The organism is Bacillus sp. D386, from assembly GCF_006346415.1.
In genome coordinates this window covers 569,256-595,540 of sequence record NZ_VEMV01000004.1, presented here as the reverse complement: position 1 = coordinate 595,540, position 26,285 = coordinate 569,256, and the positions used below count along the sequence as shown (strand labels likewise).

The 26,285-nt window shown below is 38.3% G+C and carries 25 protein-coding genes; 14 read left to right on the top strand and 11 right to left on the bottom strand.

The genetic code is table 11. The features are described 5' to 3' along the window. Positions 1-349: 349 nt before the first annotated feature. Both FHY45_RS14855 and FHY45_RS14850 read left to right on the top strand, forming a co-directional pair. Entirely contained in the window at positions 350-1,414 is a 1,065-nt protein-coding gene (locus FHY45_RS14855) for a YeeE/YedE family protein (protein WP_139892325.1), read from the top strand. 21 nt (positions 1,415-1,435) lie between these two features. Then, positions 1,436-1,663, top strand: a complete 228-nt coding sequence (locus FHY45_RS14850) for a sulfurtransferase TusA family protein (protein WP_139892323.1) — start codon at positions 1,436-1,438, stop codon at positions 1,661-1,663. 46 nt (positions 1,664-1,709) lie between these two features. Here FHY45_RS14850 and FHY45_RS14845 read toward each other — a convergent pair whose 3' ends face one another. Both FHY45_RS14845 and FHY45_RS14840 read right to left on the bottom strand, forming a co-directional pair. Beyond that, complete coding sequence (locus FHY45_RS14845) at positions 1,710-2,633, bottom strand: MBL fold metallo-hydrolase (protein ID WP_373925484.1); 924 nt, start codon at positions 2,631-2,633, stop codon at positions 1,710-1,712. 24 nt (positions 2,634-2,657) lie between these two features. Beyond that, positions 2,658-4,094 carry an NAD-dependent succinate-semialdehyde dehydrogenase gene (locus FHY45_RS14840; protein WP_139892322.1) on the bottom strand — a complete coding sequence of 479 codons (1,437 nt, stop codon included), beginning with the start codon at positions 4,092-4,094 and terminating at the stop codon, positions 2,658-2,660. A 190-nt stretch (positions 4,095-4,284) separates the two neighbouring features. Here FHY45_RS14840 and FHY45_RS14835 point away from each other — a divergent pair, with 190 nt between their 5' ends. From FHY45_RS14835 to FHY45_RS14805, 7 genes are all read left to right on the top strand, one after another. Continuing rightward, positions 4,285-6,366 (top strand): penicillin-binding transpeptidase domain-containing protein, encoded by a 2,082-nt coding sequence (locus tag FHY45_RS14835; protein WP_257469117.1) that lies wholly within the window; start codon positions 4,285-4,287, stop codon positions 6,364-6,366. Between the two features lie 196 nt (positions 6,367-6,562). Beyond that, on the top strand, positions 6,563-7,108 hold the full coding sequence (locus FHY45_RS14830) for a hypothetical protein (RefSeq protein ID WP_139892319.1): 546 nt from the start codon (positions 6,563-6,565) through the stop codon (positions 7,106-7,108). After that, complete coding sequence (locus tag FHY45_RS14825; protein WP_139892316.1) at positions 7,086-8,549, top strand: hypothetical protein; 1,464 nt, start codon at positions 7,086-7,088, stop codon at positions 8,547-8,549. The genes FHY45_RS14830 and FHY45_RS14825 overlap by 23 nt, the downstream gene beginning before the upstream one ends. 260 nt (positions 8,550-8,809) lie before the next feature. Next, complete coding sequence (locus FHY45_RS14820; protein WP_180349987.1) at positions 8,810-10,270, top strand: spore germination protein; 1,461 nt, start codon at positions 8,810-8,812, stop codon at positions 10,268-10,270. A gap of 7 nt (positions 10,271-10,277) precedes the next feature. Beyond that, on the top strand, positions 10,278-11,396 hold the full coding sequence (locus FHY45_RS14815; RefSeq protein WP_139892311.1) for a GerAB/ArcD/ProY family transporter: 1,119 nt from the start codon (positions 10,278-10,280) through the stop codon (positions 11,394-11,396). Between the two features lie 3 nt (positions 11,397-11,399). After that, positions 11,400-12,521: a Ger(x)C family spore germination protein gene (locus FHY45_RS14810; RefSeq protein WP_066106703.1), complete on the top strand. Its 1,122-nt coding sequence runs from the start codon at positions 11,400-11,402 to the stop codon at positions 12,519-12,521. A 30-nt stretch (positions 12,522-12,551) separates the two neighbouring features. After that, positions 12,552-13,325 carry a potassium channel family protein gene (locus tag FHY45_RS14805; protein ID WP_066106697.1) on the top strand — a complete coding sequence of 258 codons (774 nt, stop codon included), beginning with the start codon at positions 12,552-12,554 and terminating at the stop codon, positions 13,323-13,325. Between the two features lie 2 nt (positions 13,326-13,327). Here FHY45_RS14805 and FHY45_RS14800 read toward each other — a convergent pair whose 3' ends face one another. The 3 genes from FHY45_RS14800 to FHY45_RS14790 all read right to left on the bottom strand — a co-directional run bounded on the left by FHY45_RS14800 (position 13,328) and on the right by FHY45_RS14790 (position 16,573). Next, on the bottom strand, positions 13,328-13,753 hold the full coding sequence (locus tag FHY45_RS14800) for a YugN family protein (RefSeq protein ID WP_066106694.1): 426 nt from the start codon (positions 13,751-13,753) through the stop codon (positions 13,328-13,330). A gap of 157 nt (positions 13,754-13,910) precedes the next feature. Beyond that, positions 13,911-15,263, bottom strand: coding sequence for a glucose-6-phosphate isomerase (locus FHY45_RS14795; protein WP_066106687.1), 1,353 nt, complete (start codon positions 15,261-15,263; stop codon positions 13,911-13,913). Between the two features lie 146 nt (positions 15,264-15,409). Continuing rightward, entirely contained in the window at positions 15,410-16,573 is a 1,164-nt protein-coding gene (locus FHY45_RS14790; RefSeq protein WP_066106679.1) for an iron-containing alcohol dehydrogenase, read from the bottom strand. Between the two features lie 140 nt (positions 16,574-16,713). On the opposite strand from FHY45_RS14790, the gene FHY45_RS14785 reads away from it, so the two are divergent. After that, positions 16,714-16,956 carry a DUF378 domain-containing protein gene (locus tag FHY45_RS14785; RefSeq protein WP_066106678.1) on the top strand — a complete coding sequence of 81 codons (243 nt, stop codon included), beginning with the start codon at positions 16,714-16,716 and terminating at the stop codon, positions 16,954-16,956. Between the two features lie 44 nt (positions 16,957-17,000). Here the strand turns inward: FHY45_RS14785 and FHY45_RS14780 are convergent, their stop codons facing one another. Then, positions 17,001-18,203, bottom strand: coding sequence for an ornithine--oxo-acid transaminase (locus FHY45_RS14780; protein ID WP_139892310.1), 1,203 nt, complete (start codon positions 18,201-18,203; stop codon positions 17,001-17,003). A 203-nt stretch (positions 18,204-18,406) separates the two neighbouring features. After that, entirely contained in the window at positions 18,407-18,811 is a 405-nt protein-coding gene (gene yugI / locus FHY45_RS14775) for a S1 domain-containing post-transcriptional regulator GSP13 (RefSeq protein WP_066106671.1), read from the bottom strand. Positions 18,812-19,059: 248 nt separating this feature from the next. On the opposite strand from yugI, the gene FHY45_RS14770 reads away from it, so the two are divergent. Together FHY45_RS14770 and FHY45_RS14765 are read left to right on the top strand one after the other, a co-directional pair. Beyond that, a complete protein-coding gene (locus FHY45_RS14770; RefSeq protein WP_139892308.1) occupies positions 19,060-20,397 on the top strand; it encodes a sodium-dependent transporter in 1,338 nt (445 codons plus the stop codon). Between the two features lie 49 nt (positions 20,398-20,446). Continuing rightward, positions 20,447-20,791 carry a helix-turn-helix domain-containing protein gene (locus tag FHY45_RS14765; RefSeq protein WP_139892306.1) on the top strand — a complete coding sequence of 115 codons (345 nt, stop codon included), beginning with the start codon at positions 20,447-20,449 and terminating at the stop codon, positions 20,789-20,791. A 685-nt stretch (positions 20,792-21,476) separates the two neighbouring features. Here the strand turns inward: FHY45_RS14765 and FHY45_RS14760 are convergent. After that, entirely contained in the window at positions 21,477-22,643 is a 1,167-nt protein-coding gene (locus tag FHY45_RS14760) for an aminotransferase (protein WP_139892304.1), read from the bottom strand. After that, a complete protein-coding gene (locus FHY45_RS14755) occupies positions 22,640-23,140 on the bottom strand; it encodes an Lrp/AsnC family transcriptional regulator (protein ID WP_066106655.1) in 501 nt (166 codons plus the stop codon). The genes FHY45_RS14760 and FHY45_RS14755 overlap by 4 nt, the downstream gene beginning before the upstream one ends. A gap of 232 nt (positions 23,141-23,372) precedes the next feature. Here FHY45_RS14755 and FHY45_RS14750 point away from each other — a divergent pair, with 232 nt between their 5' ends. Continuing rightward, complete coding sequence (locus FHY45_RS14750) at positions 23,373-24,542, top strand: MalY/PatB family protein (protein ID WP_066106652.1); 1,170 nt, start codon at positions 23,373-23,375, stop codon at positions 24,540-24,542. Positions 24,543-24,650: 108 nt separating this feature from the next. Here FHY45_RS14750 and FHY45_RS14745 read toward each other — a convergent pair whose 3' ends face one another. Then, positions 24,651-24,854 (bottom strand): hypothetical protein, encoded by a 204-nt coding sequence (locus tag FHY45_RS14745; protein WP_066106649.1) that lies wholly within the window; start codon positions 24,852-24,854, stop codon positions 24,651-24,653. A gap of 151 nt (positions 24,855-25,005) precedes the next feature. Beyond that, complete coding sequence (locus FHY45_RS14740; RefSeq protein WP_139892302.1) at positions 25,006-25,746, bottom strand: peptidylprolyl isomerase; 741 nt, start codon at positions 25,744-25,746, stop codon at positions 25,006-25,008. Positions 25,747-25,875: 129 nt separating this feature from the next. Here FHY45_RS14740 and kapB point away from each other — a divergent pair, with 129 nt between their 5' ends. Then, positions 25,876-26,262 (top strand): kinase-associated lipoprotein KapB, encoded by a 387-nt coding sequence (kapB, locus tag FHY45_RS14735; protein WP_139892300.1) that lies wholly within the window; start codon positions 25,876-25,878, stop codon positions 26,260-26,262. Positions 26,263-26,285 lie beyond the last annotated feature (23 nt).

Sequence of the window (26,285 nt, the reverse complement as noted above, 5' to 3'; positions counted from 1 at the left end):
AATCATTATTGAGTCGTCTTTAATTATAGTCAATGAAAATAGTAAAATCAACATCTAGTGATAATCATTACCAATGATAAAATGAAAATTCAGGAAAATTGTAACGATTTTAAGCACCTGTAAAATTGCTTCTAAAATAATATTCCTTTAACCCAACGATCGCTGAAAGGTTTCATCAACTTAGGCTTTTGTAATAAAAACTCAAAAAAGGCATTCCTACTAAGTTACAGGTGAAATCCATTTAAACTCCTACTTAAGAATCATTTTTATACAATCTTCCTTTAATTCGTAGTAATCTTATAAGGTTTATTGTAATATACATCTATCCAAACAACGGAGGGATCTCATCATGATACAAATTATTAGTTATGGCCTTATCGTCGGACTTCTCTTAGGCTTTGTCTTACAAAGAGGACGTTTTTGTGTTGTCGGAGCATACCGTGACCTGCTTCTCGCTAGGGATGGACGCATGTTTCTCGCAACCATGATCGTTATTGCCATTCAGGCAATTGGTGTATATGCACTTGCAGCTAACGGAATCATCACCATCCAAGCGGATGCATTTCCGTGGTTAGGAACGATTGTTGGCGGATTTATCTTCGGAATTGGTATGGTTCTAGCCGGAGGATGTGCTACTGGTACTTGGTATCGGGCTGGTGAAGGGTTAATTGGGAGCTGGATTGCATTAGGCGGCTATGCACTTGGTGCCGCAATGACTAAGTTTGGGATATTAAGCGCTGTGGGCGGAAATGTACTATCCTATAGAACCAGCGATACGTATATCCATGAAACTTTCAACCTATCTCCATGGGTACTTGTCATTGCTTTTGCATTACTTATTGGATTTTTCGTATACCGTAACTTAAAACAGCCTAAGCTGCCATCCTTTAAAATGAAACAACAGAAAACAGGGATTGCCCATATTTTATTTGAGAAACGCTGGCATCCATTCATCACGGCGCTGCTCGTTGGCCTCATCGCTATTCTTGCATGGCCTTTAAGTGAAGCAACAGGGCGAATGGCCGGTCTTGGGATCACAACTCCAACCGCACAGTTGTTAACATTCTTTGTTAATGGTGATACATCCCTATTAAACTGGGGAGTTTTCCTTGTACTTGGTATTGGCCTTGGATCCTATATTGCCGCTCGCGGCAGCAATGAATTCAAATGGCGCCTTCCGGATAAAAGAACACTTGCATACAATGCTAGCGGTGGACTTATCATGGGCTTTGGTGCATCGCTTGCAGGCGGATGTACCATCGGAAATGGGCTTGTAAATACTGCTCTGTTTACTTGGCAAGGCTGGGTTGCTGTTGTCTTCTTCTTATTAGGAACATGGACGGCTACTTACTTTACAATTATCCGAAAACAAAAAAAACAAAAAGCAGGTACCGGTAATACAGCGGTGGCCTAATTTAATAGGAGGGTATACATTATGGCAAAAGTACTCGAGACAAACGGAATGGTTTGCCCCTTCCCACTAGAAGAGGCGAAAGTGGCAATGGTAGAAATGGCTGTTGGCGAAGAATTAATCATCAATTTTGATTGCACCCAAGGAACAGAAAGCATTCCGCGCTGGGCCGCAAAAGAAGGTCATGAGATTACTAATTTTGAACAAACAGGCAGTGCCGAATGGCAAATCGTCTTGAAAAAAGGCCAATAAATTAAACAAGGGGCAGTCGCATAAATATATTAGCGACTGCCCCTTGTTAATTCCCCCACAAAGTCTCTCCTATTAGTAATGCCTTCAATTGTTCTTTCTGCAACTGTCTCCTGCTCCACTCATCCAACAATCGCTCTAATGCTTCTGGTCCTGTATCATCAGCCAATCGATAGGCACCGTAATGCATAGGGATAAAATAGTCCCCCTTCAATTCTAAAAATGCTTTGATAGCATCTTCAGGATTAATATGAGAGCTTGCCATAAACCATTCAGGCTCATATGCTCCAATTGGCATAAGTACATAATTGATTTGGAACTTCTCCGCTATATCTTTAAATCCTCTGAAATAACCTGTGTCTCCAACAAAATAGACCTTTTCAGATGTATTGACTTTTTCAATCACCCATCCTCCCCAGTGGGAAGTATTCATATCAAAAGCCCCTCGTCTTGTCCAATGCTGCGCAGGAACAAAATGAAAAGATACATCTCCATGTACGAATGTCTCCCACCAGTTTGCTTCATGAACTTTCCCATACCCTCTTTTTAAGAAAGCTTTTCCCAGACCAATGGGTACATAATAAACCGGGTCACCCTTCAATTTTTGGATGGTCGGGAAATCCAGATGATCATAATGTCCATGAGAAATTAAAACGGCATCGATTGATGGTAGGTCATCTATCTTCAAACCCGGTTCTGTCAGTCGGGTTTGAACACCCATCCGCCTCGCCCAAACTGGGTCAGTCAAAATATTTATCCCTGCCATTTGAATTAAAAAGGTTGAATGGCCAATCCAGGTTATAGAAGTTCGGGATTGATTTCTTTTTAGCTCCTCAATCTGCGGGTTATCAACACGGCTAATTTGAGTTTTTAAATCCTTTTGTTTTCTCCGCCGTTCTTTATTCCACCGATACATATCCAGAAATGTATGATCATTCCCTACGCGATCAAGATTTTCAAATTTTTTCATCATATAGATACAATCCCTCACTCTTCTTTATAAACCCAGTGAAATGTATTTAATCTCTAAATATTCATCTATTCCATAATGGCTTCCTTCTCTGCCCAGTCCACTCTCTTTAAATCCTCCAAAAGGTGCCTGCGCTGTTGAAGGCAACCCATCATTAACTCCAACAATCCCATATTCCAGATTTTCAGCTATCCAAACAGCCTCCCGAATATTATCCGAGAAAACATAAGCAGCCAATCCAAATGGTGTATGATTTGCACGTTCTACCGCTTCTTCAACTTGATCAAACACTGAAATTGGAGCAATTGGGCCAAAGGTTTCTTCTTTCATACACAGCATATCATCAGTCGCACCCGAGATAATTGCAGGAGTTATAAAATGTCCCGGCATGTCTTTCGGAACATATCCACCTGTAAGAATGGTTGCGCCCTTTTCTTTCGCATCATCGAGGTGTGACATAACCTTTTTTACAGCTTCCTCATTTATGAGCGGGCCAATATTATTTCCCTTTATCAATCCATTGCCTACCTTTAATTGTTTGACTTTTTCCGTGTATAGATTAGTAAATTCATCCATAATTGATTGTTGGACAAATATCCGGTTGGCGCATACACACGTCTGACCCGCATTACGGAATTTGGAATCGATTGCTCCCTGAACTGCTTTTTCAATATCAGCATGCTTTGTTACAATAAAAGGCGCAAGTCCTCCTAGTTCGAGAGAAATCTTCTTCACCGTATCTGCAGCATCTTTCATTAAAATCTTCCCTACTTCAGTCGAACCGGTGAATGTAATTTTGCGGACTCTTGAATCCTTCTGCCAAACAGACACGATACGCTTTGCATCACCTGTAACAATATTAATGACTCCGGCAGGGATATCAGCTTTTTCAGCCAACTCAATCAATTTCAAGGCTGTGAATGGTGTTTCTTCAGATGGCTTCAGAACAACCGTACATCCTGCTGCCAATGCCGGTGCCACTTTTCTCGTAATCATGGCAGCCGGAAAATTCCAAGGTGTAATCGCTGCTATCACCCCGACAGGCTGTTTTTGAACGAATATCCGTTTATTAGGTGAAGATGCCGGGATTGTCTCGCCGTATACACGTCTACCCTCTTCAGCAAACCAGGTAATAAAACTGTTGGCGTAGCGTAATTCCCCTTTCGCCTCTTCAAATGGTTTACCCTGCTCAAGCGTCATAATTTCTGCTAATTCATCTATATGTACATCTATTAATCTGGACCATTCCCGGAGTTTTGTACTCCGCTCCTCTGCAGTAAATTTTGACCATGCCACTCCACTCTTATAAGCTGCCTCAACCGCATCCTTTGCATCAGATTCAGATCCATTCGGAACGCTTCCTATCACCTCGCATGTAGCTGGATTATATACATTTATTGTATTTTCACTGTCTCTCCATTCTCCATTAATATACATTTGTTGTGGAAAGCATATACTCTTCATCCCTATATTCCCCTCCCTAAAGTAAAAAAGATACTATTTACTAGTTTCCCATTCTTTTCCATCTAAAAACAATCATTTGTTTCGCCCTTGCGAATTGAATATGAAAATAGAACAAAATCAATAGTAATATCCATATTAATCCATTAAAATGAAAATGAGACAGTTTTTATAATTTTTGGAGGTTGAGAGATTGAAGAATCCCCAACGAAAGAAAAAGAAAAAAAAGCAATCCGTTAATACGCGAACAAATATATTACTTTTTGTTGTCTTTTTACTATTCACAGCCTTAATTTTACGATTAGGATTTTTACAGATTGCTCATGGTGAATCCTTCAAGAAAGAAGTCGAAAGGACAGAGGATATCACCATTAACAAACCTGTACCACGCGGCCTGATTTATGATAAAAATCATAAATTAATAGTTGATAATCAACCTGTCAATGCAATCACCTATACGCGCAGTAAAACAGCAAAAACAAAGGAAATGGTAGAGACAGCCGAGAAACTATCTGAATTAATCGATATTAGTAAAGATGACCTGGAAGATATAAAAGAACGGGACCTCAAGGACTTTTGGATTATTATGAATCCGAAGGTAGCAGGGAAAAAAGTAACAAAAAAAGAGCTTTCTGATAAGAAGGATAAAGAATTATATAAACTTCAGCTCGAGCGTATCACTGAAGAAGAGTTATCTTCATTCACAAAGGCAGAGTTAAAAACTCTCGCTATTTTCCGTAAGTTTAACAGCGGAACATACTTGACTCCACAAATTGTTAAGAATAAGGATGTCACCGATGAAGAAATGGCTCGGGTCACTGAAAATCTGGATGAATTGCCTGGAGTCGATACCTCAGTCGATTGGAATCGTGCATATCCGCTTGACAGTACTTTAAGATCTATCCTTGGCAGAACAACCTCATCTGATGAAGGTCTCCCAAAGGAAAAGGTCGAATATTATTCTTCCCGTGGATACAGTCTTAACGAGCGTGTCGGTGTTTCAAACCTTGAACTTCAATATGAAGATATTTTACATGGCCAAAAAGCTAAGTCAAAAAACAAACTCGATAAAAGCGGAAATATTTTATCCATAGAAGAACTTAGTGATGGTCAACGTGGAAAGGACCTAGTCCTGACAATTGACATAGATTTCCAAAAGAAAGTGGAAACCATTATTGAAGAAGAGTTAAGAGCTAAAAAAGCAGCGTATTATGCACCTTATCTTGATCGAGCATTTGTTGTAGCCATGAATCCTAATACTGGCGAAATATTAGCGTTAGCAGGCAAACAATATGTTTGGGATGACGAAAAAGATAAATATGAAATGAAGGACTTTGCCCAAGGGACTTATACAACTGCATATGCAATGGGGTCGGCAGTCAAAGCAGCCACCGTATTAACCGGTTATCAGGAAGGGGTTCTTAATCCCGGAACCACTCTATATGATGCTCCAATGATCATAAAAGAAACACCTATAAAAAAATCCTATACAAATATGGGGTACGTTTCTGACTTAACTGCCTTACAGCGATCATCCAATGTGTATATGTTTAAAACAGCTATTGCAATTGGTGAAGGCAATTATGTTCCGAACGGACCATTATCTGTAAAACCTGAAGCATTTGATATGATGCGAAATCATTTCTATGAGTTTGGATTGGGTAAACGAACAGGTATCGATCTGCCCGGAGAACAAATTGGCTACAAGGGGACAGAATTGGGTGCCGGTAAACTGATGGACTTGGCGATCGGGCAATATGACACATATACTCCGTTGCAGCTTGCGCAATATATCTCTACCATCGCCAATGGTGGATATCGTATTCAGCCTCGTGTTGTTAAGGAGCTTCGTGAACCAGTACTTGAAAAAGGAAAACTTGGACCAATCTTCCAAGAAATTGAACCTAAATTCCAAAACCAATTGAGTATGAATGAAGATTGGATTAATCGTGTTAAAGAAGGGTTACGGCTTGTTACCCAAACGTCAACAGGAACCGGATACAAAGAAATGGGTAGAGAACCATATAGACCAGCTGGCAAGACAGGTACAGCAGAAGCCTTCTATGATGGACCAAAATGGACACCAGGAACCGAACAACCGGAAACATGGAATATCACATTTGCTGCGTACGCACCACATGATAATCCGGAAATCGCCATAAGTGTTGTAGTACCGTGGGCGTATCAATCAAATGGACATCGTATGAATATGGATATTGGGAAAAAGGTATTTAGAGCCTACTTTGGAACGGAAAAAGAGAAGGAAGCAAATTAAAGAGACAAACCATACAAAAGGAAATAATACAATACATTCTGTTTGAGCCATCGCCCATCTTTTAGACGAATAAGCTCCTTCTTTATATAGACACATATACTATAAGGAACCAGTTCAGAAGGAGTGAATGGAATGCCAAATGAATATGATCAGCAAAATGTAAATTTCCCACATGAAATGAGACAACAAGGCTATTATGGCAGCGGTTATGGACATGGACAACACGGTGGTGGTGGCTATGGGCAACACGGTGGTGGTGGCTATGGGCAACACGGTCATTATGGTGGTGGTATGGGCCATCATCAACATCATCAAGGATATCACGGCGGTATGGGATACCCTCATTATTCAGGCGGAGGATATGGACACCATATGCCTTACCATCCAGGCCATCACCATCATCAACATCACGGATATGGCGGAGGCCACGGATTCCCACATCACGGCTGGCAAGGACAGCAGTGGGGCCAAGGATGGGGTCAAGGACAATCAGGTTATGGAGGCTTTTCATCTCAAGGTCGCGATCCGTATTCCTATGAGGAATTTGACACAGATCCATCACAATATTCAAACCCCTATTACCAATATTAATAGAGTAAAACACACAGGTTTATACAATCTGTGTGTTTTTTTCGTAAAATTTATCCAGGTTAACTTCACACTTTCAAGGGTAAAAACCTTCAATAAGCTTATTAAGCACTTAGAAAGGAATTTTTCTCATGAAAGAGCTCTCGATAACTGAAAAACAGGTTTCCAGTGCCAACTTCCAATTTGTGTTCCCGTTTTCGCTTATACGCGGAAAGGAAGATGATTTGGTTGAGAAATTGAAAAAAAATCAGTTTAAATGGTTTAGACTGGATAACCTTGAAAAAGAAGACGATTTCTATGGCAGGTTTGAAATAGATCACGAAAATATGGAGAATTTTTTTCTTCCTTTTACAAATCGAATTTTATTCCCTAAAAAGGAGGATGGGAAAGGATTTCAACGGTATTCCAAAATGTATCTGGTTTCTGGTACATTACAAACAAAGTATTGCAGCACCAAATTTGTAGTTGAATCCATTGATATAACCGTGTGTCCATATCAGTTAGGTTTTTTAACCATACGTATTCACTTGGAAGACCAGGATCAATCATTGAATCTTACTGAAGCTATTCATTTTGCTTCAGAATTTAGAATCATGGAACAAAATCAGCCGACTTCCAAAATAATCTATGAAGATCAGGAGTTCGAACATGTTGAGCGCTTTTTGCTAGATTGTCTCATGCCTGAAATTAAAAAATATATGGATGATAGCACTGAAGATAATGCTTACTTTGAATCCTTCCCATTTTTTGAAAATAATCATTTATACGTCCAGTCCTTGATTGGATTAGTACCTGATGAAAAAATTGAGGATTACGATGTTTACCGATTAGGTAATCTGGATGGGTATTCCCAAAATAAAAATCCATATATCAGTTGCAATAATCAACAATTTATTGATCAATATATGGAGTCGATCGTTTATACCCGTTGGGCACCGTTTACTTATTACATACCCGATGAACAGGGAATTGCTTGTATAACCAATCGTACAAATGAAGCATTTAATAATATTGCCAGTACTTTTTATGGCGAATACTATTACGGATTAATGCTCACTTTATTTCATAAAATCACCTTGCTTAAGGTGGCAAACGAATACTCACGTGTGAGAATTTCACAGGATACAAAACAAGTGGAAAAATTAATTCATGCGATCAATGCCTTCTCATCCAATTATTATTTTTTTGAACTGGCAACCAACTCGAAGGGCCGTGATATTTTTATCCGGCTAAGAGAAAGGTTTAAGGTAGACGATCTATTCGAGGATACACGTGCAACGCTGCAAAGTTTAAATCAATATCAAGAAAATTTCACATCTAAACAAGGTAATATGCTTTTACAAATTTTAACTCTCTATTCTGTCATAACTGGAATATTCGGAATGAATTTAGTTTCTGAACAGCTTAAAGGGAATATAAATTGGTCCAGTTTATTATCAAGTTATAATCGGCTCGAATACTTAGCATTATTTGTAACATTAACCGGTGTATTTATCTCCATTATCTTAGGACTTAGATTTATTTTTTTATGGATAATAGATAAAAGGGACCGTAAAAAATGGAGAAAGGAAATTGAGTATCCAAATACAAAGTAAATTTTATAACAGATAAACCTCCGTTTAAATCAATGTAAACGGAGGTTTTTATATTCCTCCCCCTCTAAACTAAATCAAAAAGATTTAACTCCAGAATTATCCATGAATCAAAGGCCTAATTTGCTTACTATTACTTTTGGCTATCTTATTTTCAATCAAGTTTTGCAGCAATTCATAATCCAGCACACCTGCAATCAATTGAATAATATTCCTTAGTTAACTAATACTAACGTTTATCAATTAAGGTTTAGGTGATGGATATGAAATTCTTTAAAAAGAGAACGACAAACCAGACTAACGAACAAGTACAATCGAACGAGGCATCTACTCCAGATATACGGAGCTTACAAACAACCTGTCATGTAGAAGATAATATTGAAAAACTGAAAACAGCCTTTTCTAATACACAAGATTTCGATACACGTTATTTCTCAAATGGTGATCACAAATATGGAATGGCATTCATCAAAACAATCGTTAAAAAGGATATTATCGATCATTTTCTGATAGAACCATTAGTGGTTAACTCTTCACTTAGCCCTGCTAACTTACCTGTGGCACATGTTTCTGCTTATACCTGTTTTGAAGATATTATTAATAATATGCTCGACGGTAATATTGCTCTGTTTAAAGAAGGTGATACAGCCTGTTATTTAGTAGAAGCAGCAGATTTTAAGACTCGTTCTATTGAGGAACCTGCATCGGAACAAAGTATACGTGGTTCTCATGAAGGGTTTGTAGAGAAAATTGAAGATAATTTAAATCTGATAAGAAAAAGGGTCAAAACGGAGAACTTGGTGGTTAAAACAAAAACACTTGGTTCATATCCAAAGGCTACTGCCGCTCTTTTTTATATAAATGGGAAAGCAGACCCGGAGGTTATAGAAAAAATAGAAAAAAAATTAGACTCTATTCATCTTGATACAGCTATCAATACAGAAGTTATTCAAAATTATATAGAAGACTCTGTTTATTCACCATTTCCGCAAATTTTGAATACAGAAAAACCCAATCGGGTTGCACATCACTTATCAATGGGTGCCGTTGGCTTAATGACTGAAGGAAGCTCTACTGTCTTCCTGATGCCAATTACATTCTTTACTTTTTTTCATGCAGCGGATGATATTGAAAGCCGTTTTTATATAAGCTCATTTGAACGGATTTTACGCCTGTTTGCCTTATTTCTGGCCATTACCTTACCATCATTTTATATCGCTCTTGTATCATTTGATTTCGAGATTATCCCGTTAAATCTTGTAGCAAATGTTAAAGGATCTTTGGAGAACATTCCCTACTCCCCCTTAATCGAAGCTCTTATTATGGTGGTCATATTGGAACTTCTTAAGGAATCCGCCATCCGTTTACCCAGTTCCGTTTCACCAACGATTGGTGTGGTAGGTGCTTTGGTCATAGGTACTGCAATTGTTCAGGCTAACCTGGTTTCTAATACGATGTTAATCGTGATTGCGATTACAGCCATTTCGGCATTTACTATTCCAAATCAGGAAGTCGCACAAATGATTCGTATTCTAAACTTCCCGCTCATCATTATAACTTATATTTTTGGCTTAGTTGGAATAGCGATTGGATTCACTTTAATTATCTATCATTTATGTGAATTGGAATCTATGGGAAAACCTTATTTAGCACCGGTCGCGCCGTTTAATTTTAAAAGCTTGTCGAAAATGCTATTCAAAATACCATTTAAGAAGGAGAGTTAAATGGACTATGATAGCTTCTAATAAAAAGTTATTGTCAGCTCACCAATTATACTTTTTAACCGTCCAATCCGTTAGCTCTGTCATGATTTTTGCCATTCCTTATCTTGTTAATGAGCATAGTAAACATAATGCCTGGATATCTGCCATCATCACTTTAATCTTCTTTCAACTAATTGGATGGGTCATCTTTTCATTGCATAAACGATTACCGGATAAGAATCTATTCCAAATGACAGAGATTCTAACAAGCAAATGGATCGGAAAAATAATGAATTGGCTGTATATCATCTATTTCATTGGCCTTGCTACCTATACGGCTTTATATTTTACGTATTTATCAAAGGAATGGACACTGCCTGTCACACCGCTATTTGTTGTTTACCTAATCTTTATTTTAATGGGACTCTATATAGCCAAAGGGACGATAACTACACTCGCGCGGTTCAGCGGCATAACATTCCTGGCGTTAACAGGCTTTCTCCTGTTCTCTATTTCTTTTGCCATTCCTAAAATGCATCTTTTATTTCTACTGCCAGTTGGGGATGTTCCGGTTACTAAAATTTTGAATGGTTCATATCATATGGGGATTGGTTATGCAGGCCTAAGTTCATTACTTGTATTATTACCACTTCTTCATGACAAATTAAAAACAAAAAAAAGAGTAATTACTTTTTCAATCCTGACTATTTCATTGATTTATCTTGTTTTATTAGTAATCTGTCTTGCCCATTTTGGTACATATTCATTAGGTCTAGTTCCAATTCCAGTTCTCTATTTACTAAAAATATTGACGATACTTAGCATTTTTGAACGGATGGATTTGATTATTATGTGCGCCTGGATTTCTCCAATGCTCGTTTCCTATGTCCTATATATTTTTATAGCAGGAATAGGAATATCAGAAAATACTCGATTCAAGAACAAAAAAATCATTGTATTGGTTATTACTTTGATAATCTCACTTCTATGTGCTCTTTTTCCGGAAGCGCAGGATAACATGATTCGTCTTAATAATTATTTGCTACCCTTTACTTATGTGTTCATGATAGGGTTTCCCATTCTTCTACTGGCTATTGCTATGATTCGAAAAATAAACCAGAGTCATCAAAATCAGGCAGGTGATTGATCCATGAAACTATTAAAGATAGGTTTAATATTATCAATATTGATTGCTACCACAGGATGCTGGGACCAAAATTTTTTATCTAAAACTTCCCTGGCATTCAGTTTAGGTTTTGACAAAGCTAAAGGCCCGGAACCACTGGAATTAATTACAATTATTCGTGCATTAAAGCCTGCAGGTGGGGGACAAATAGAACCCTATAATACCAGTTATAAAGTAAAGGGAGCATCTCCATTAATTTTAAGGGAAAAAATGAATCAAATTACGCCCGGCGAATTCTCAATAAATAAATTAAGTAATGTTTTAATAGGCGAGGAATTGGCGAAAACAGATATCTATCCCCTGCTGGATGTGTTATATCGTGATGCAAAAAGTAATGTAAACGCAAAAGTCTTGATTACAAAAGGAAAATCACGAGACATTTTAAAAGACGAGTATATTAAGGGCACTTTAATTAGTAGAGCCATACAAGAGTTACTCGACAGTGCAGAAGACCATTCCATGATTCCTGAGCAATCATTAGCTACGATTATGCCTGCCATGTTTGATCCAGGTCAGGATTTTGTCCTTCCCTATGTAGAAAAACTTAAGGGTGGCCTGGTAAAAGTAAAGGGAGTAGCTTTATTCGATAACTTAAGTTATACCGGTAAAAATTTAATTGGGGAGGACTCTTCTTTATACTTATTAATGGTTGGCAAAGAAGGAACCTATACTCAATTTACAATAAATAATCCGGAGAAAAAAAATGAAATTGATGAAAAGGTTAGCTTTTTTATTCGAAAAAACACCCATAAAATAAAATTAAAAATCAAGGACTCTAAACCGGTCTATACAGTTTCATTAAACTTAAGGGTTTCTGTATCTGAATATACAAAGGGTTTGCTTAAAGAGGACGAAATTAAAACCCTTGAGGAGCATATTTCTAAGGACTTAACGAAACAAGCTAGAAAAGTAACTGATACGTTAGTGAAAAGCAATTGCGATGCACTCGCGCTTGGCCGTAAGCTGATGGTTAAGGATCCAAAATTGTTTGATGAGTATAAGAAGAATGGAAAGTTAGATTTAAAAAAAGTTGAGATTAACCCAACTGTTAAAATAAAAGTTGTGGACAATGGAATTTTAGATTGAATAGATTTTTGATAAGAGCGAGGACGACGTATGAATACTGCTCAGTATATTTTCAATAAACTTCATTTAGTTGCTCGTCTGATTATTATTATCGTTGGCATTATTCTGGTCTATGGAATCCTTATGCATCTGATTGAGCCTTCAACATTTACCAACATTGGTGAAGGAATATGGTTTACCATTGAATCAATTACAACTGTGGGGTATGGCGAAATTGTGCCCAAAACTCTTTTAGGGAGGTTAACTGCCAGTACATTAATCTTAATTGGTGCAGCATTTGTTTCTTACTACTACGCATCTATGTCATCCTATGTGATTAAACGGCAGACAGCCCTGCAGCTTGGTTCTGCCATCTATACAAAACGTAAGCATCTTATTATAGTTGGTTGGAATGAATGTACTAAAATGCTAATCGATACATGGCATAAGGAGAATCCACGAAGAAATATAGTCATCATAGACGAGACATTAGAATCTCATCCAATGCCAGACACTCATATCTTTTTTTTGAAAAATGACAGTACAAATGAACAGACATGGATTCATGCAAATGTAACCGAGAGTGAATTCATCATTTTAACAGCAGATCGCTCGAAAACTGAACGTGCTTCTGATTTGCATGTCATCGCTTCCTTACTGTGTATTAAAGGCCTTTATCCAGAAGCCACTTGTATTTGTGAAATAATGGCTCCCTTTCAAATGAAAAATGCCAAACGAGCTGGTGCAGATCGTATTATTGCAACTAATACGATTATTAGCCAAACCATTATAGAAACAGTCGAACAAGAGCCGTCTTCAAGATAATTTTATTCATATCCCAACACAGCAATTTCCGCTTCATTTACTAATACTCTGCCTAGATCTAAATATCTTTCCAAACCTGAATCACCACCGTACACATTATCTGATGGATTTGAGTAATGATCAAATTCACATTCATCTGAATATGGGTGGTGATTCATATAAAATTGGGCACCGGTTTTAGCTTCATAAGATAATAAGTAAGGAGTCCCAAAGCGGATTACTCCGTTTTTATCTTCTATAGACCCCTTAATGGTGGTAAAGGGAATCCTAATATAATTTGATTTACTACCGCTATCCATTAGATAATCAAAATAACCATGCTTATAATCCCAGTTCCCGCCAACGATAAACCCATGGCTTCCAAGCTGATGATGGGCATACACATAATTTGTTATAGTATTTGTTAGACGTGATGGTATTTCAATCATGTTATCCCTTCCTTCCTTTAGATCCTTTATTAATATCCACTGATAGAAGGAAAGGTATGTCTGGTATTGGCAGCCTTCAACACCTAATATTCTCAACTATGGTACATATAAAAAATACCCGGTTCATTTACCGGGTATTTTTTGCACGAACATAATATTAAGAATTTAATCGTTTTTCAAGCTCAGCTTTCTTTTCTTCAAAGCCAGCTTTGCCAAGTAAAGCGAACATATTAACTTTATATGCTTCGACACCTGGTTGATCAAATGGATTTACCCCCATTAAATAGCAGCTCATTGCGCATGCTTTTTCGAAGAAGTAGACCATATAACCAAATGTATATTCATCAAGTGCCGGAATGCTCACAACCAAGTTCGGAACTCCGCCATCTGTATGAGCTAATAATGTACCCTCAAATGCCTTATTATTCACGAAATCTACTGTTTGTCCAGCTAAATAATTGAGGTTATCCAAATCATTTGCTGCCTCTTCAAGAACTAATTCATGGCGTGGCTTTTCTACTTTTATAACTGTTTCAAACAGATCTCTGCGACCTTCCTGCACGTATTGTCCTAATGAGTGAAGATCAGTTGAGAAGTTCGCAGAAGATGGATAAACTCCTTTTTGATCTTTTCCTTCACTTTCACCAAAGAGCTGTTTCCACCACTCGGAGAAATACTGTAAGGATGGCTCATAGTTAATCAACATCTCAATGGTTTTCCCTTTACGATAAAGAAGATTACGAACAACTGCATATTGATACGCCTCATTGTTCTCTAATTCAGATTCAGAATAATCTTGCTCAGCTGCAGCTGCACCTTTCATGATAACATCGATATCCGCTCCGCTTGCAGCAATCGGCAGTAATCCAACAGCTGTAAGAACAGAATAACGTCCGCCTACATCATCAGGAATGACAAATGTTTCAAACCCTTCTTCATCAGCAACTGTTTTTAAAGCGCCTCTAGCTTTATCTGTAGTTGCATAAATGCGGCCCTTTGCTGCTTCTGCGCCATATTTTTCTTCCAATAGCTTACGGAAAATACGGAAGGCAATCGCTGGTTCAGTAGTTGTACCGGATTTAGATATAACATTAATCGAGAAATCTTTTCCTTCAAGAAGATCCATTAAATCGCGCATATATGTAGAACTGATATTGTTACCTGCAAAAATGATTTGCGGAGCTTTACGCTTTTCACTAGGCAGAATATTAAAGAAGCTGTGTTGAAGCATTTCAATTGCCGCTCTAGCTCCAAGATAAGATCCGCCAATCCCAATAACTAATAAGATATCAGAATCGTTTTTAATCTTTTCTGCTGCTTTCTTTATACGTGCAAACTCTTCTTTATCATAATCAGAAGGCAAAGATAACCATCCAAGATAATCATTACCAGCTCCTGTTTTTTCATGGATTGTATGATGCAGTTGCTTTACAGTATCCTTCATATAAGACACTTCATGCTCTTGGAAAAATTCTAGTGCTTTTGAATAATCAAATTTAATATGAGTCATTTTTTGTCCTCCATTCAGTTTCCTCATTTTCACTTTACAGAATCCGAAAATGATAATCAAGTTGCGACTAATAGCTTCAAAAATTTCAAGCGTTTACATTTCGTAACATTGAGAAAAAGGTCTTACAGGAAGACCTTTTTTTCAAACTATAAAGATGCTTTGAGAATAGATAGTACATCCTCTTTGTTAAGCTTCTTAAAGTTTCCGAATTCACCGTTCACCATTGCTTTGTCTGCTATTAACTCTATTTTGGAATCGTCTATATCATAATCAGCCAATCTGGATGGAGCGCCGATTCCTGTCCAGAAATCTCTTATATTACGGATACAATCATTAGCGATTTCCTCTTTTGATTTACCAGCTGGATCCACGTCAAATACCTCAGTTCCCAATCTGACTAACTTATCAAGATTTTCGTGCATACAGTGCTTCATCCAGTTTGGAAATAAGATTGCAAGCCCCCCTGCATGAGGAATATCATAGACAGCTGACACAGCATGTTCGATATTATGCGTTGCCCAATCGCCACGGATACCCACACTCAATGTACCATTTAAAGCCACCGTTCCACAGTAAAGAATAGTTTCCCGATATTGATAATTTTCCATATCGTTCAATAATTTCGGAGCCGTTTCTTTAACTGTTTTTAACACTGATTCACACATTCTATCCTGTAAAGGTGTATTTTCTGTGTGGTTAAAATATGTTTCCAACACATGTGACATCATATCAACCATTCCATAAATCGTCTGATCGCGAGGAACTGTGAACGTATTAACCGGATCAAGGATAGAAAACTGAGGGTATGTATATGGTGAACCCCACCCGTGCTTCTCCTGTGTCTCCCAATTCGTAATCACACTGCCAGAGTTCATTTCAGAGCCTGTGGCTGCCAGTGTTAAAACTGTACCAAACGGCATAGCGCCCTTTACTTTGGCTTTCTTGGTGACTAAATCCCATGGATCTCCCTCATACACAACACCTGCCGCAATTGCCTTCGTACAATCAATAACACTACCTCCGCCAATAGCTAAAAGAAAATCAACCTCATTTTCTCGGCATATATCGACACCTTTGCGCACAGTAGAGATACGCGGATTTGGTTCTACTCCAGATAATTCATGATAGGTTAGTTCTCTGTGCTTCAGCTCATCAACAACACGATCATATAAGCCATTTTTCTTTATGCTTCCCCCACCATAAATTAATAAAATATTTTTTGAATCGGCTGGTATTAAATTTTTCAGTTCTTTAACTGTATCCTTACCAAATACTAAATTTGTCGGATTTTTATATGTAAAATTTTGCATAATTCTATTTCCTCCTTATTATTCCGTTTTCTTTATCTTTAATTCCTTTAATTTCATTAATAAAACCTAAAATCATGTATAATATTTTCTTTTTTTAACCACTCTATAACTGAACCATGCTTTTTGAAGGAGGAAATCAAATGAGTGGTATACAACGTACCGCACTTGTCTTAACAATTATAGGCGCCATTAACTGGGGACTTATCGGATTTTTCCAATTCGATTTGGTTGCCACTGTTTTTGGGGGCGGAAGCCAAGCTGGTGGTTTCGCACGTGTTATTTATGCACTTGTTGGAATTGCAGGCCTTGTCAATCTTGGATTACTATTCAAGCCAAGCGAACAAACAAGCAGCCAGGAACAACCAAATCCATCAAAATCATAATATCTAGAATAGGCCCATCCCTTTATTTGGATGGGCCTATTCATTTATACAGACAATACCTTTTTAATTTTTGAAATCGCCCAATCAAGCTCTTCTTTGGTAATGATAAGTGGTGGGGCAAAACGGATGACATTATCATGAGTTTCCTTACATAATAAGCCCTCATCCTTTAACCGTTCACAATATGGGCGTGCTGATTCCGTTAATTCCATACCAATAAATAAACCACGGCCTCTGATTTCTTTTATAATAGGATTTTCAATCTTCCTTAATTCTTCACTCAGATAGGCTCCCAGCTGTTCGGATTTTCCAGCCAAGTTCTCTTCAACTAACACATCAATAGCCTCCATAGATACTGCGCAGGCTAATGGGTTACCACCAAATGTAGATCCATGGGATCCCGGATTAAAAACATCAAGAATATCATGATTGGCCAGAATACAGGAAATTGGGAATACTCCGCCACCAAGGGCCTTACCCAAAATATAAATATCAGGAACAACATCCTCCCACTCACACGCAAACATCCTGCCCGTTCTGCAAAGCCCTACCTGAATCTCATCTGCAATAAATAAAACATCATTAGCCTTACATACATTATATGCTTCCTTAAGGAACCCTTCAGAAGGTATATTAATTCCTGCTTCACCTTGGATCGGCTCAATCAAAAAGCCTGCTGTATTGGGAGTAATCGCTTCCTTTAAAGCTTCTATATCGCCAAATGGGATAAGCTTAATGCCTGGCAGCATAGGACCAAAACCTCTTTTATATTCCTCATCAGAAGAAAGAGAAACAGCAAGCATCGTTCTGCCATGAAAGTTCCCAGTGCAGGCGATAAATTCTGCCTTGTCCTTTTCCACTCCTTTTACGTCATAGGCCCATCTTCTTGCAGCTTTAAAAGCTGTTTCAACCGCCTCCGCGCCAGTATTCATAGGAAGTGCTTTGTCTTTGTTTGCTAGCTTACAAATTTTTTCATACCATGGACCAAGCTGATCATTATGAAAAGCTCTTGACGTCAGAGTTACACGATCTGCTTGCTCCTTTAAGGCCTGAATAATTCTTGGGTGACGATGCCCCTGGTTTACAGCCGAATAAGCGCTCAGCATGTCCATATATCGGTTGCCCTCTGGATCCTTTACCCAAACACCCTCAGCTTCAGCTATAACAATCGGCAATGGGTGATAATTCTTGGCACCATATTGTTCTGTTTGTTCAATCACTTCGTTGGAAACAGTTGTCTTTGTCACATGAATCGGCCCCCTATCTAAGTTTTGCTTTCGTATAAGGTATAATTCTATTCGACTAAAAACCCAATTAAACGATAAGTTGAGTCTTGTCTATATTATCCGATAATTTACGTACAATTGGAATTAATAACTGTTAACAACAAAAAACTGCCCATTATCACAGTCGAAACAAGTGATAAGGGCAGTTTCAGAAATCAATTCAATTATTTTTTAATAAGATCTTCGCGTTTGGATTGTTCAATCCACTCTTCCAATTTATCTTTAAGTGTATTGAATCCTTGTGGTGTTTCAGCAGGCGGAACTTTAACTGAACTTTGTTGAGATTTTTTCTTAGGTTTACGAGCTTCCTGTTTAACTGCTGGTGGCTCTTCTGTAGCACGAATAGATAGAGCGATTTTCCCAGCTTCTTCATTAACGGAAAGAACTTTAACTTTAACTTCATCGCCTAATTTTAATTGATCATTAATATCTTTCACAAAACCGTACGTAATTTCGGAAATATGAACGAGTCCTTGTGTATTTTCGTCTAAAGCAACGAATGCTCCGTAAGGCTGAATGCCAGTTACTTTACCTGTAAGAATTTGACCTACTTCATATTTTGTAGTCATAATAACACTCCTATAAATGTTTAAATTTTTCGTTTATATACGCAATATAAAATTATAGCACAATGTTTAACCATTATCAAAAATGACCTACATACCTTTCTATTTTTATTTACCCTATTGCCTAATAATAAACACCTTTATCGGCAGGAATAACTTACCTGTTTAATCAGATTTAATATTCTGGCAATTATTCCTGTATAATGCTACTATAATACGATTAATAAGATTACAAGCTATGAGGTGCATACATGCAAACACATGAACAATGGTCATCAAAGATTGGTTTTATTTTAGCTGCTGCCGGTTCAGCAATCGGACTGGGGGCCATTTGGAAATTCCCTTATATGGCTGGAACAAATGGCGGTGCGGCCTTCTTCCTTTTATTTATTGCGTTCACACTCTTTATCGGTGCTCCTATTTTAATTTCCGAATTTGTTATTGGAAGAAACGCACAAAAGGATGCAGTCAGTGCCTATAAAGTTATAGCCCCTAATTCTAAATGGTTTTTAATGGGGTGGATGGGTGTAATTGCTTCCGTTCTGTTGCTATCCTTTTACAGTGTGGTAGGCGGCTGGATTTTATCCTATCTAGGCAGAAGTCTACTTGGGCAGATAACAGGGGTAGCTAATTATGAATCATTATTTAATAACATTATTGAAAATCCATATGAATCAATCATTTCCCAGATTCTGTTCATACTATTGACAATATGGGTGGTTCAGGGAGGAATCAAAAAAGGGATTGAACGGGCAAGCAAGTATATGATGCCGGCATTATTCATTTTGTTTATTATATTGGCCGTTCGATCGTTAACCTTGGATGGAGCTATGGAAGGTGTTAGATTCTTCTTGCAGCCAGACTTCAATAAAATCACGGGTGAATCCGTATTGCTGGCACTTGGACAAGCCTTTTTCGCTCTTAGTGTGGGAACATCGGTAATGGTGACCTACGCTTCCTATTTGCCGAAAAACGAGAATTTGATGAAATCTGGCTTTTCAGTTGTGGGATTAAATATTTTAATCTCCTTATTAGCAGGACTTGTTATCTTCCCTGCTGTATTCGCGTTAGGATATGATCCTGCATCAGGTCCAGGACTAGTTTTTGTCATACTACCAGCTGTATTTAATGAGATCGCATTCGGAGGATTTTTCATGATCATCTTTATGATCTTATTGTTATTTGCGACTCTTACCTCAGCCTTTTCCATTTTGGAAATTGTTGTAGCAGTCATTTCAAAAGAAAATCCCGAAAAACGAAAATCATCCGCATGGCTGGCTGGAGTCATCACTTTCATTGTAGGGATTCCGAGTGCTTTATCCTATGGCATTTTAAATGATGTTCATATTGCAGGGAAAACATTCTTTGATCTGGCAGATTTTATTGTTTCAAATCTTGCCCTGCCGCTCGGTTCACTATTTATCTCTATATTTATAGGTTACGTTATGGATAAAAACGCAGTCAGAACAGAGTTACAAAATGGCTCGAAATTGAAATACTGGATGTTTAACGGTTGGTATATCCTAGTCCGTTACGTATGCCCTGCCGCAATTTTATTAGTCTTCCTGAACTCTATTGGAATTATTTAGTAAGGTGGTAGAATATAAGGAGAACTATTAATATCGGGAGGGATTGATAATGGCTACAATTGGAGAAAATATTCGTAAGTACAGAATTGACAAAGGAATGAGTGTGGAAGAGCTAGCGTTACGCTCCAGAATCGGCACTCACAAACTTGAGCAATACGAGGAAAATGAAATAACACCAAGCCTCCAGGTTCTCCTGACTATTTCAACTGCATTGGATTGCCCTGCCTCCGAATTAATGGAGCACGCCAATCCAACAGGACCATGCCAACTAGATCCCGAACTCCATCACCTCATCAACACAATGGGGCAAAAGCGAGCGAAATTAATACTAAAGAAAACCCAAGACATAACCGAAGCCGACTTCCTAAGGATAATGGGGAACTTAAAAAGCTGAAACGGCTCGTTCAGAAGCGAGGAGCATAAGAGAAAGCCACGAAGGGAATGGTCTTCCCCGCAGTGGCTTTTCTTATGTCCTGAGCTTCTAGCCGTTGAAGCTGGATTAACTAAAAGGCTGAGGCGACTGCCCAGGAGCGACAAGCATAAGACGAATACTCGGAGGGAGGTTTTTCTCCCGCAGAGTATTTGCTTATGACTCGAGCTCCTAGGAGCCGAAGCTGGATTAACTAAAAAGCTGAAGGGCCTTGCCCAGGAGCGAGGAGCATAAGACAGAGGCTCGGAGGGGATGTTCTTCCCCCGTAGAGGCTATGCTTATGTCCCGAGCTCCTAGGCCCTGAAGCTAGATTAACTAAAAGGCTGAAACGACTGCCCAGGCCCGAAAAGCATAAGAGAGAGGCACGCAGGGAGGTGTTCTTCCCTCCCGCAGTGGCTATCCTTATGACTCGAGGGACTAGGAGTTGAAGCTGGATTGATTAAAAGGCTGAGGCGACTGTTTCAAGGAACAAAGACTAAGAACGCCACGTCGTGTGGCAACGCCTTTGTGACCAACATCCTGTTGGCCTCAACCAAACAAAGGGGCAACCATAGGTCATTTAACGACTTATGGTTGCCCCCTCATTTTTTATATTTGAAAATCTTTTCCCTATACTCAGAAAACTCTTAGTAAAAGTCCATAAGGAAATTTATGAATGATTGTTTAAAAATCGTTCAATTCTGGTTAAGGCTTCCCGTAATTGATCGATAGATGTAGCGTAAGAGCAACGGATATGCCCTTCTCCGCCTATACCAAATACATTGCCTGGTACTACTGCTACCTTTTCCTCAATCAATAATTTTTCTGCAAATTCTTCAGAGCTCATGCCAGTAGATTCAATGGATGGAAAAGCATAAAATGCTCCACCCGGTGTGTGGCACTTCAAACCAATCTCATTAAATGAACTAACAATATAATTTCTTCGATGATTATAGCTCATACGCATTTCTTCCACATATCCCGCCCCATATCGCAGGGCCTCCAAAGCAGCATATTGGGCAGATGTAGGGGCACACATAATCGCATACTGGTGGATTTTCAGCATAGCTTCAGAGATTTCTTTGTTTGCACATACAAAACCAAGCCTCCAGCCTGTCATAGCAAATCCCTTTGAGAAGCCTGATATTAAAATCGTCCGTTCATACATCCCTTCAATGGCTGCAAAGCTGGTATACGCGTCATCATAAACAAGTTCCGCATAGATTTCATCGGAAATCACAAGAACATCATGTTTAATAGCAATTTCAGCTAATGCTTTCAAATCATCCTTAGACAATTGGGTTCCTGTTGGATTATTGGGTGAACAAATCATAATCGCCTTCGTTTTCGGTGTTATAGCTGCTTCTAACTGTTCGGGTAACAGTTTAAAATCAGATTCTTTCATGGTTCCAACCGAAACAGGCTTACCTCCTGCCAATGCCACTAATGGAGCATAGGATACGAAGCATGGTTCAACGACTATTACTTCTTCTCCTAGGTTGAGAATGGCTCGTAAGGCGATATCGATTGCCTGACTTGCACCTACAGTTACAATAATTTGATTTTCAGGGGAGTATGTTACCTGAAAACGTCTACTCATATAGGCTGCAATTTCCTCGCGTAAATCAAGCAATCCTGCATTTGCTGTGTAAGACGTATAGCCTTCTTCCATCGAGAGGATAGCAGCTTCCCTGTATCGCCACGGAGTAACAAAATCTGGCTCACCTACACCAAGCGAAACGATACCTTCCATGCCTGCTGCCAAATCAAAAAATTTACGTATTCCGGAGGGCTTCATTTCTCGAGCCGTATCAGATAGATAACTCGTTTTAATCATGGAGTTATCACAATCCTTTTATCCTCATCAAGAGGTGCAAATACAGTCCCATCATGTTTATACTTTTTAAGAATAAAGTGAGTCGTTGTAGAAATAACTGAATCAAGAGTCGATAATTTGTCTGAAACAAATCGCGCTACCTCATTCATCGACTTGCCCTCAATGACCACAGATAAGTCATAAGCACCTGACATTAAATAAACGGATGTGACCTCTTCATAGCGATAAATTCGTTTTGCTGTCTCATCAAAGCCTACGCCTCTTTTAGGGGTTACTTTCACATCAATCATGGCAGTAACTCCTTCGTGATCTTTAACTTTCGACCAATCGACCAAAGCGGCATAGCCAACAATAATATTGGATTCTTTCAGTTTTTTTAAGGCTAGTTCAACTTCCTCTTTAGACATTGCTGTCATTTTTACTATATCATCCAGAGGGATTCTGGCGTTTTCTTCGAGAATATTCAAAATCTCAATTTCCTTAGCTGTAAGGTTCATACCCTCACCTCCATTAAAAGTATCATTAGATATAAAGATATCTGAAAATTTAATTTAAATTAAACTTTTTCCATTATAACACTCATTTTATACATATGAATATGTAATCAATTATTTTCATCTCACATACCATATTTATTTGAGAAAACAAGCCAATTAATAAATCTTCTAAAACTGCCAGTCTGTAAATATATGATAAAATAAGGGAATCATATAAAGGCGGGGTGAAAAAATGAACAGTACAACAAATACAGAAACCATTATAGATCGTAAAGGAACAGCTTCGTATAAATGGGATAACGTTGATTCATTATTCGCAGGCAGTGACTTATGGCCAATGTGGGTGGCAGACATGGACTGGGCTTCGCCTGTTCAGGTACAGGAAGCTTTAATTACCCGCATACAGCACCCAATATTCGGATATACATATGCCTCCGATTCTGTATACCAGGCTATCATAAATTGGATGAACGAAAAGCATAAATGGTCGCTTAAAAGAGAAAATATTTCTTTTAGTCCAGGTGTAGTTCCGTCCTTATCAGCAGCTGTTCTTGCATTTACTGAAGCTGGAGATCAAGTGATGATTCAAACACCTGTCTACGGTCCATTTCATAATGTCGTTAAAAGTAATGGCCGAACTCTTGTTACCAATAGAATGAAAATCAACCAAAATCAATTTGAAATTGATTTTGAAGACTTTGAAAACAAGCTTCGTAATGGAGTAAAATTATTCATCTTATGCAGCCCGCACAATCCTGGCGGAACGGTTTGGGCAAAGAAAGACCTTGAGAGAATGATTAGCCTATGTCAGCACTATCAAGTGCCTGTCATTTCCGATGAAATTCACGCTGACCTGATTCTTTATGACAATATTCACACACCTGCCGGAATCATCAGCAAAGATGTTATTACACTGATGGCTCCTAGTAAAACCTTTAATATCGCTGGATTGCATGGCTCTCTGATCCTAAGTGAAAATAAAGATTACCTCTTAAAAATGGAACAGCAATTCCTCAAGCAAGGTATTGGGGGCATTAATGTACTTGCCTATACTGCCATGGAAGCGGCCTACACCCATGGTGCTGAGTGGGTGAGTGAGACCGTATCCAAAATTGAAGAGAATATTGAAATCCTGACTGATTATGTTTCTAAGCATTTACCGAAAATAAACATCATGATTCCTCAAGCATCTTTCCTTGTTTGGATCGATTTACGGGATTTAGGAATATCAGATATTGAAATCACAGAAAGGCTCATCCATAAAGGGAAATTGGCTCTTGAACCCGGTGCGAAATATGGGCAGGATGGCCAAGGATTTGTTCGAATGAATATAGGGTGCTCTAAGGACACTCTCACTGAGGGCTTGCGCAGATTGCACGAAGCATTCCAAGACCTCAACTAATTATGTAACAAGCATTTGCCAATCAGTCTGGCAAATGCTTGTTTAATTTTAAGAAGAATCCACTCAGATTTCGGCAAAAAAAAACTGCACACTTTGCATGTGCAGCCATCATTGAATATTTTGCTCTTTTAATTTTTCTTCCAATTCCTTTGCCTTCTGTACCTGCTTACGATTATAAACAATGATAAACCGCATCGTTAACACTGCAAACAATGTAAAAATGGCCATCGTTAATCCGGCTGGAATGTATTCTCTTTTATCTTCAGGAAAATACAAGAATAATCCTATAATAAACGCTAATGGCTGAGACATGTTTGGAGACACCCCTTCCTGATTTGAAAACATTTGAATTTTAACCATATTATAACACGACCAGGGTGAGTATAAGTGATATTTGATTATCCTCATTTATAAATAAGAAAAAAGCTGCCGAGTCATCGACAGCCTACTTACATTATAGGGATTATTTTAGTATGTTGATTTTTTCAATCACTACATCATAAACCGGTTTATCGTTAGGACCTACTTTAGTAGTTGCGATGTCATCTACAACACCCATTCCTTCAGTAACTTGTCCAAACACGGTATGTCTGTGGTCAAGCCAAGGAGTTCCGCCTATTTCCATGTATTTTTCCACTGCTTCCTGAGGATATCCCGCTTGTTCCATTTGTCCTTTTAGATTCGCTTCAACAGCACCTTTTTGAACAATAAAGAATTGACTTCCATTTGTACCAGGGCCGGCATTTGCCATAGACAAAGCACCACGGAAATTAAATAAATCCATCGTGAATTCATCTTCGAATGATTGACCCCAAATGCTTTCTCCACCCATTCCTGTTCCAGTTGGATCTCCGCCTTGAATCATGAAATCATTGATCACGCGGTGGAAAATGATCCCCTCGTAGTATCCATTTTCTGCATGAGTCAGGAAATTTTCAACCGCTTTAGGAGCTTGGTCAGGGAATAATTTGATTTGGATGGAACCTTTATTAGTTACCATCTCCACTAATCTTTCATTACCTTGTACTTCTGTAAATTGAGGTAATACTGTCATTTTATCTTCGCCTTCTTTCTCTTTAATGGTTTGATCCAGCTTTAAAGTTGTTTGATCACCAGATTGGAATACCTTATCTTTTATATACAGATTCCAAATCGCTGCACCAAGGAGGATTATTAATAATAGTATCATGGTCTTCCATTTCATTTAAACTACCTCCAATTTTTCACTTTACACGATTCTCAAAAAAAAAGCATCTTTCTGAAGAGCTTTTTATAGGATTGATTATGGTACATCGGTATGATAGAGAAGAACAGATATGAATGGGGGATAAAAATGAATGAACTCACTATTGGCGACCAAGTGATTGCACATTATAAAACCGGTAAATATGTAGGCGAAATCACCAATATCCGAACAAATGGATATATGGTTGTTAAAATACTGGCTGTATTAAAGCACCCTATGCAGGGAGATCTTCATCATCCAAAACAAACAGAAGTTGATTTTTTCCATGAGCGAAAGGCTTTAGCTTACAGGGAACAAACCAACATACCGGTAAACATGGTGAAACCGTTTAAAGGGGAAATTCCTGATTACACAGAATCCCTGCGCCAGTCTCTTGAAACATTAAAACAGGAATTGCAAAAAGAAGAATCAAAGTGGTCAGATATGTCTTTGTCAGCTATATCGAATATAGAGCGCGAGTATTTTCCAATATGATAAACATAAAAAACCAAATCACT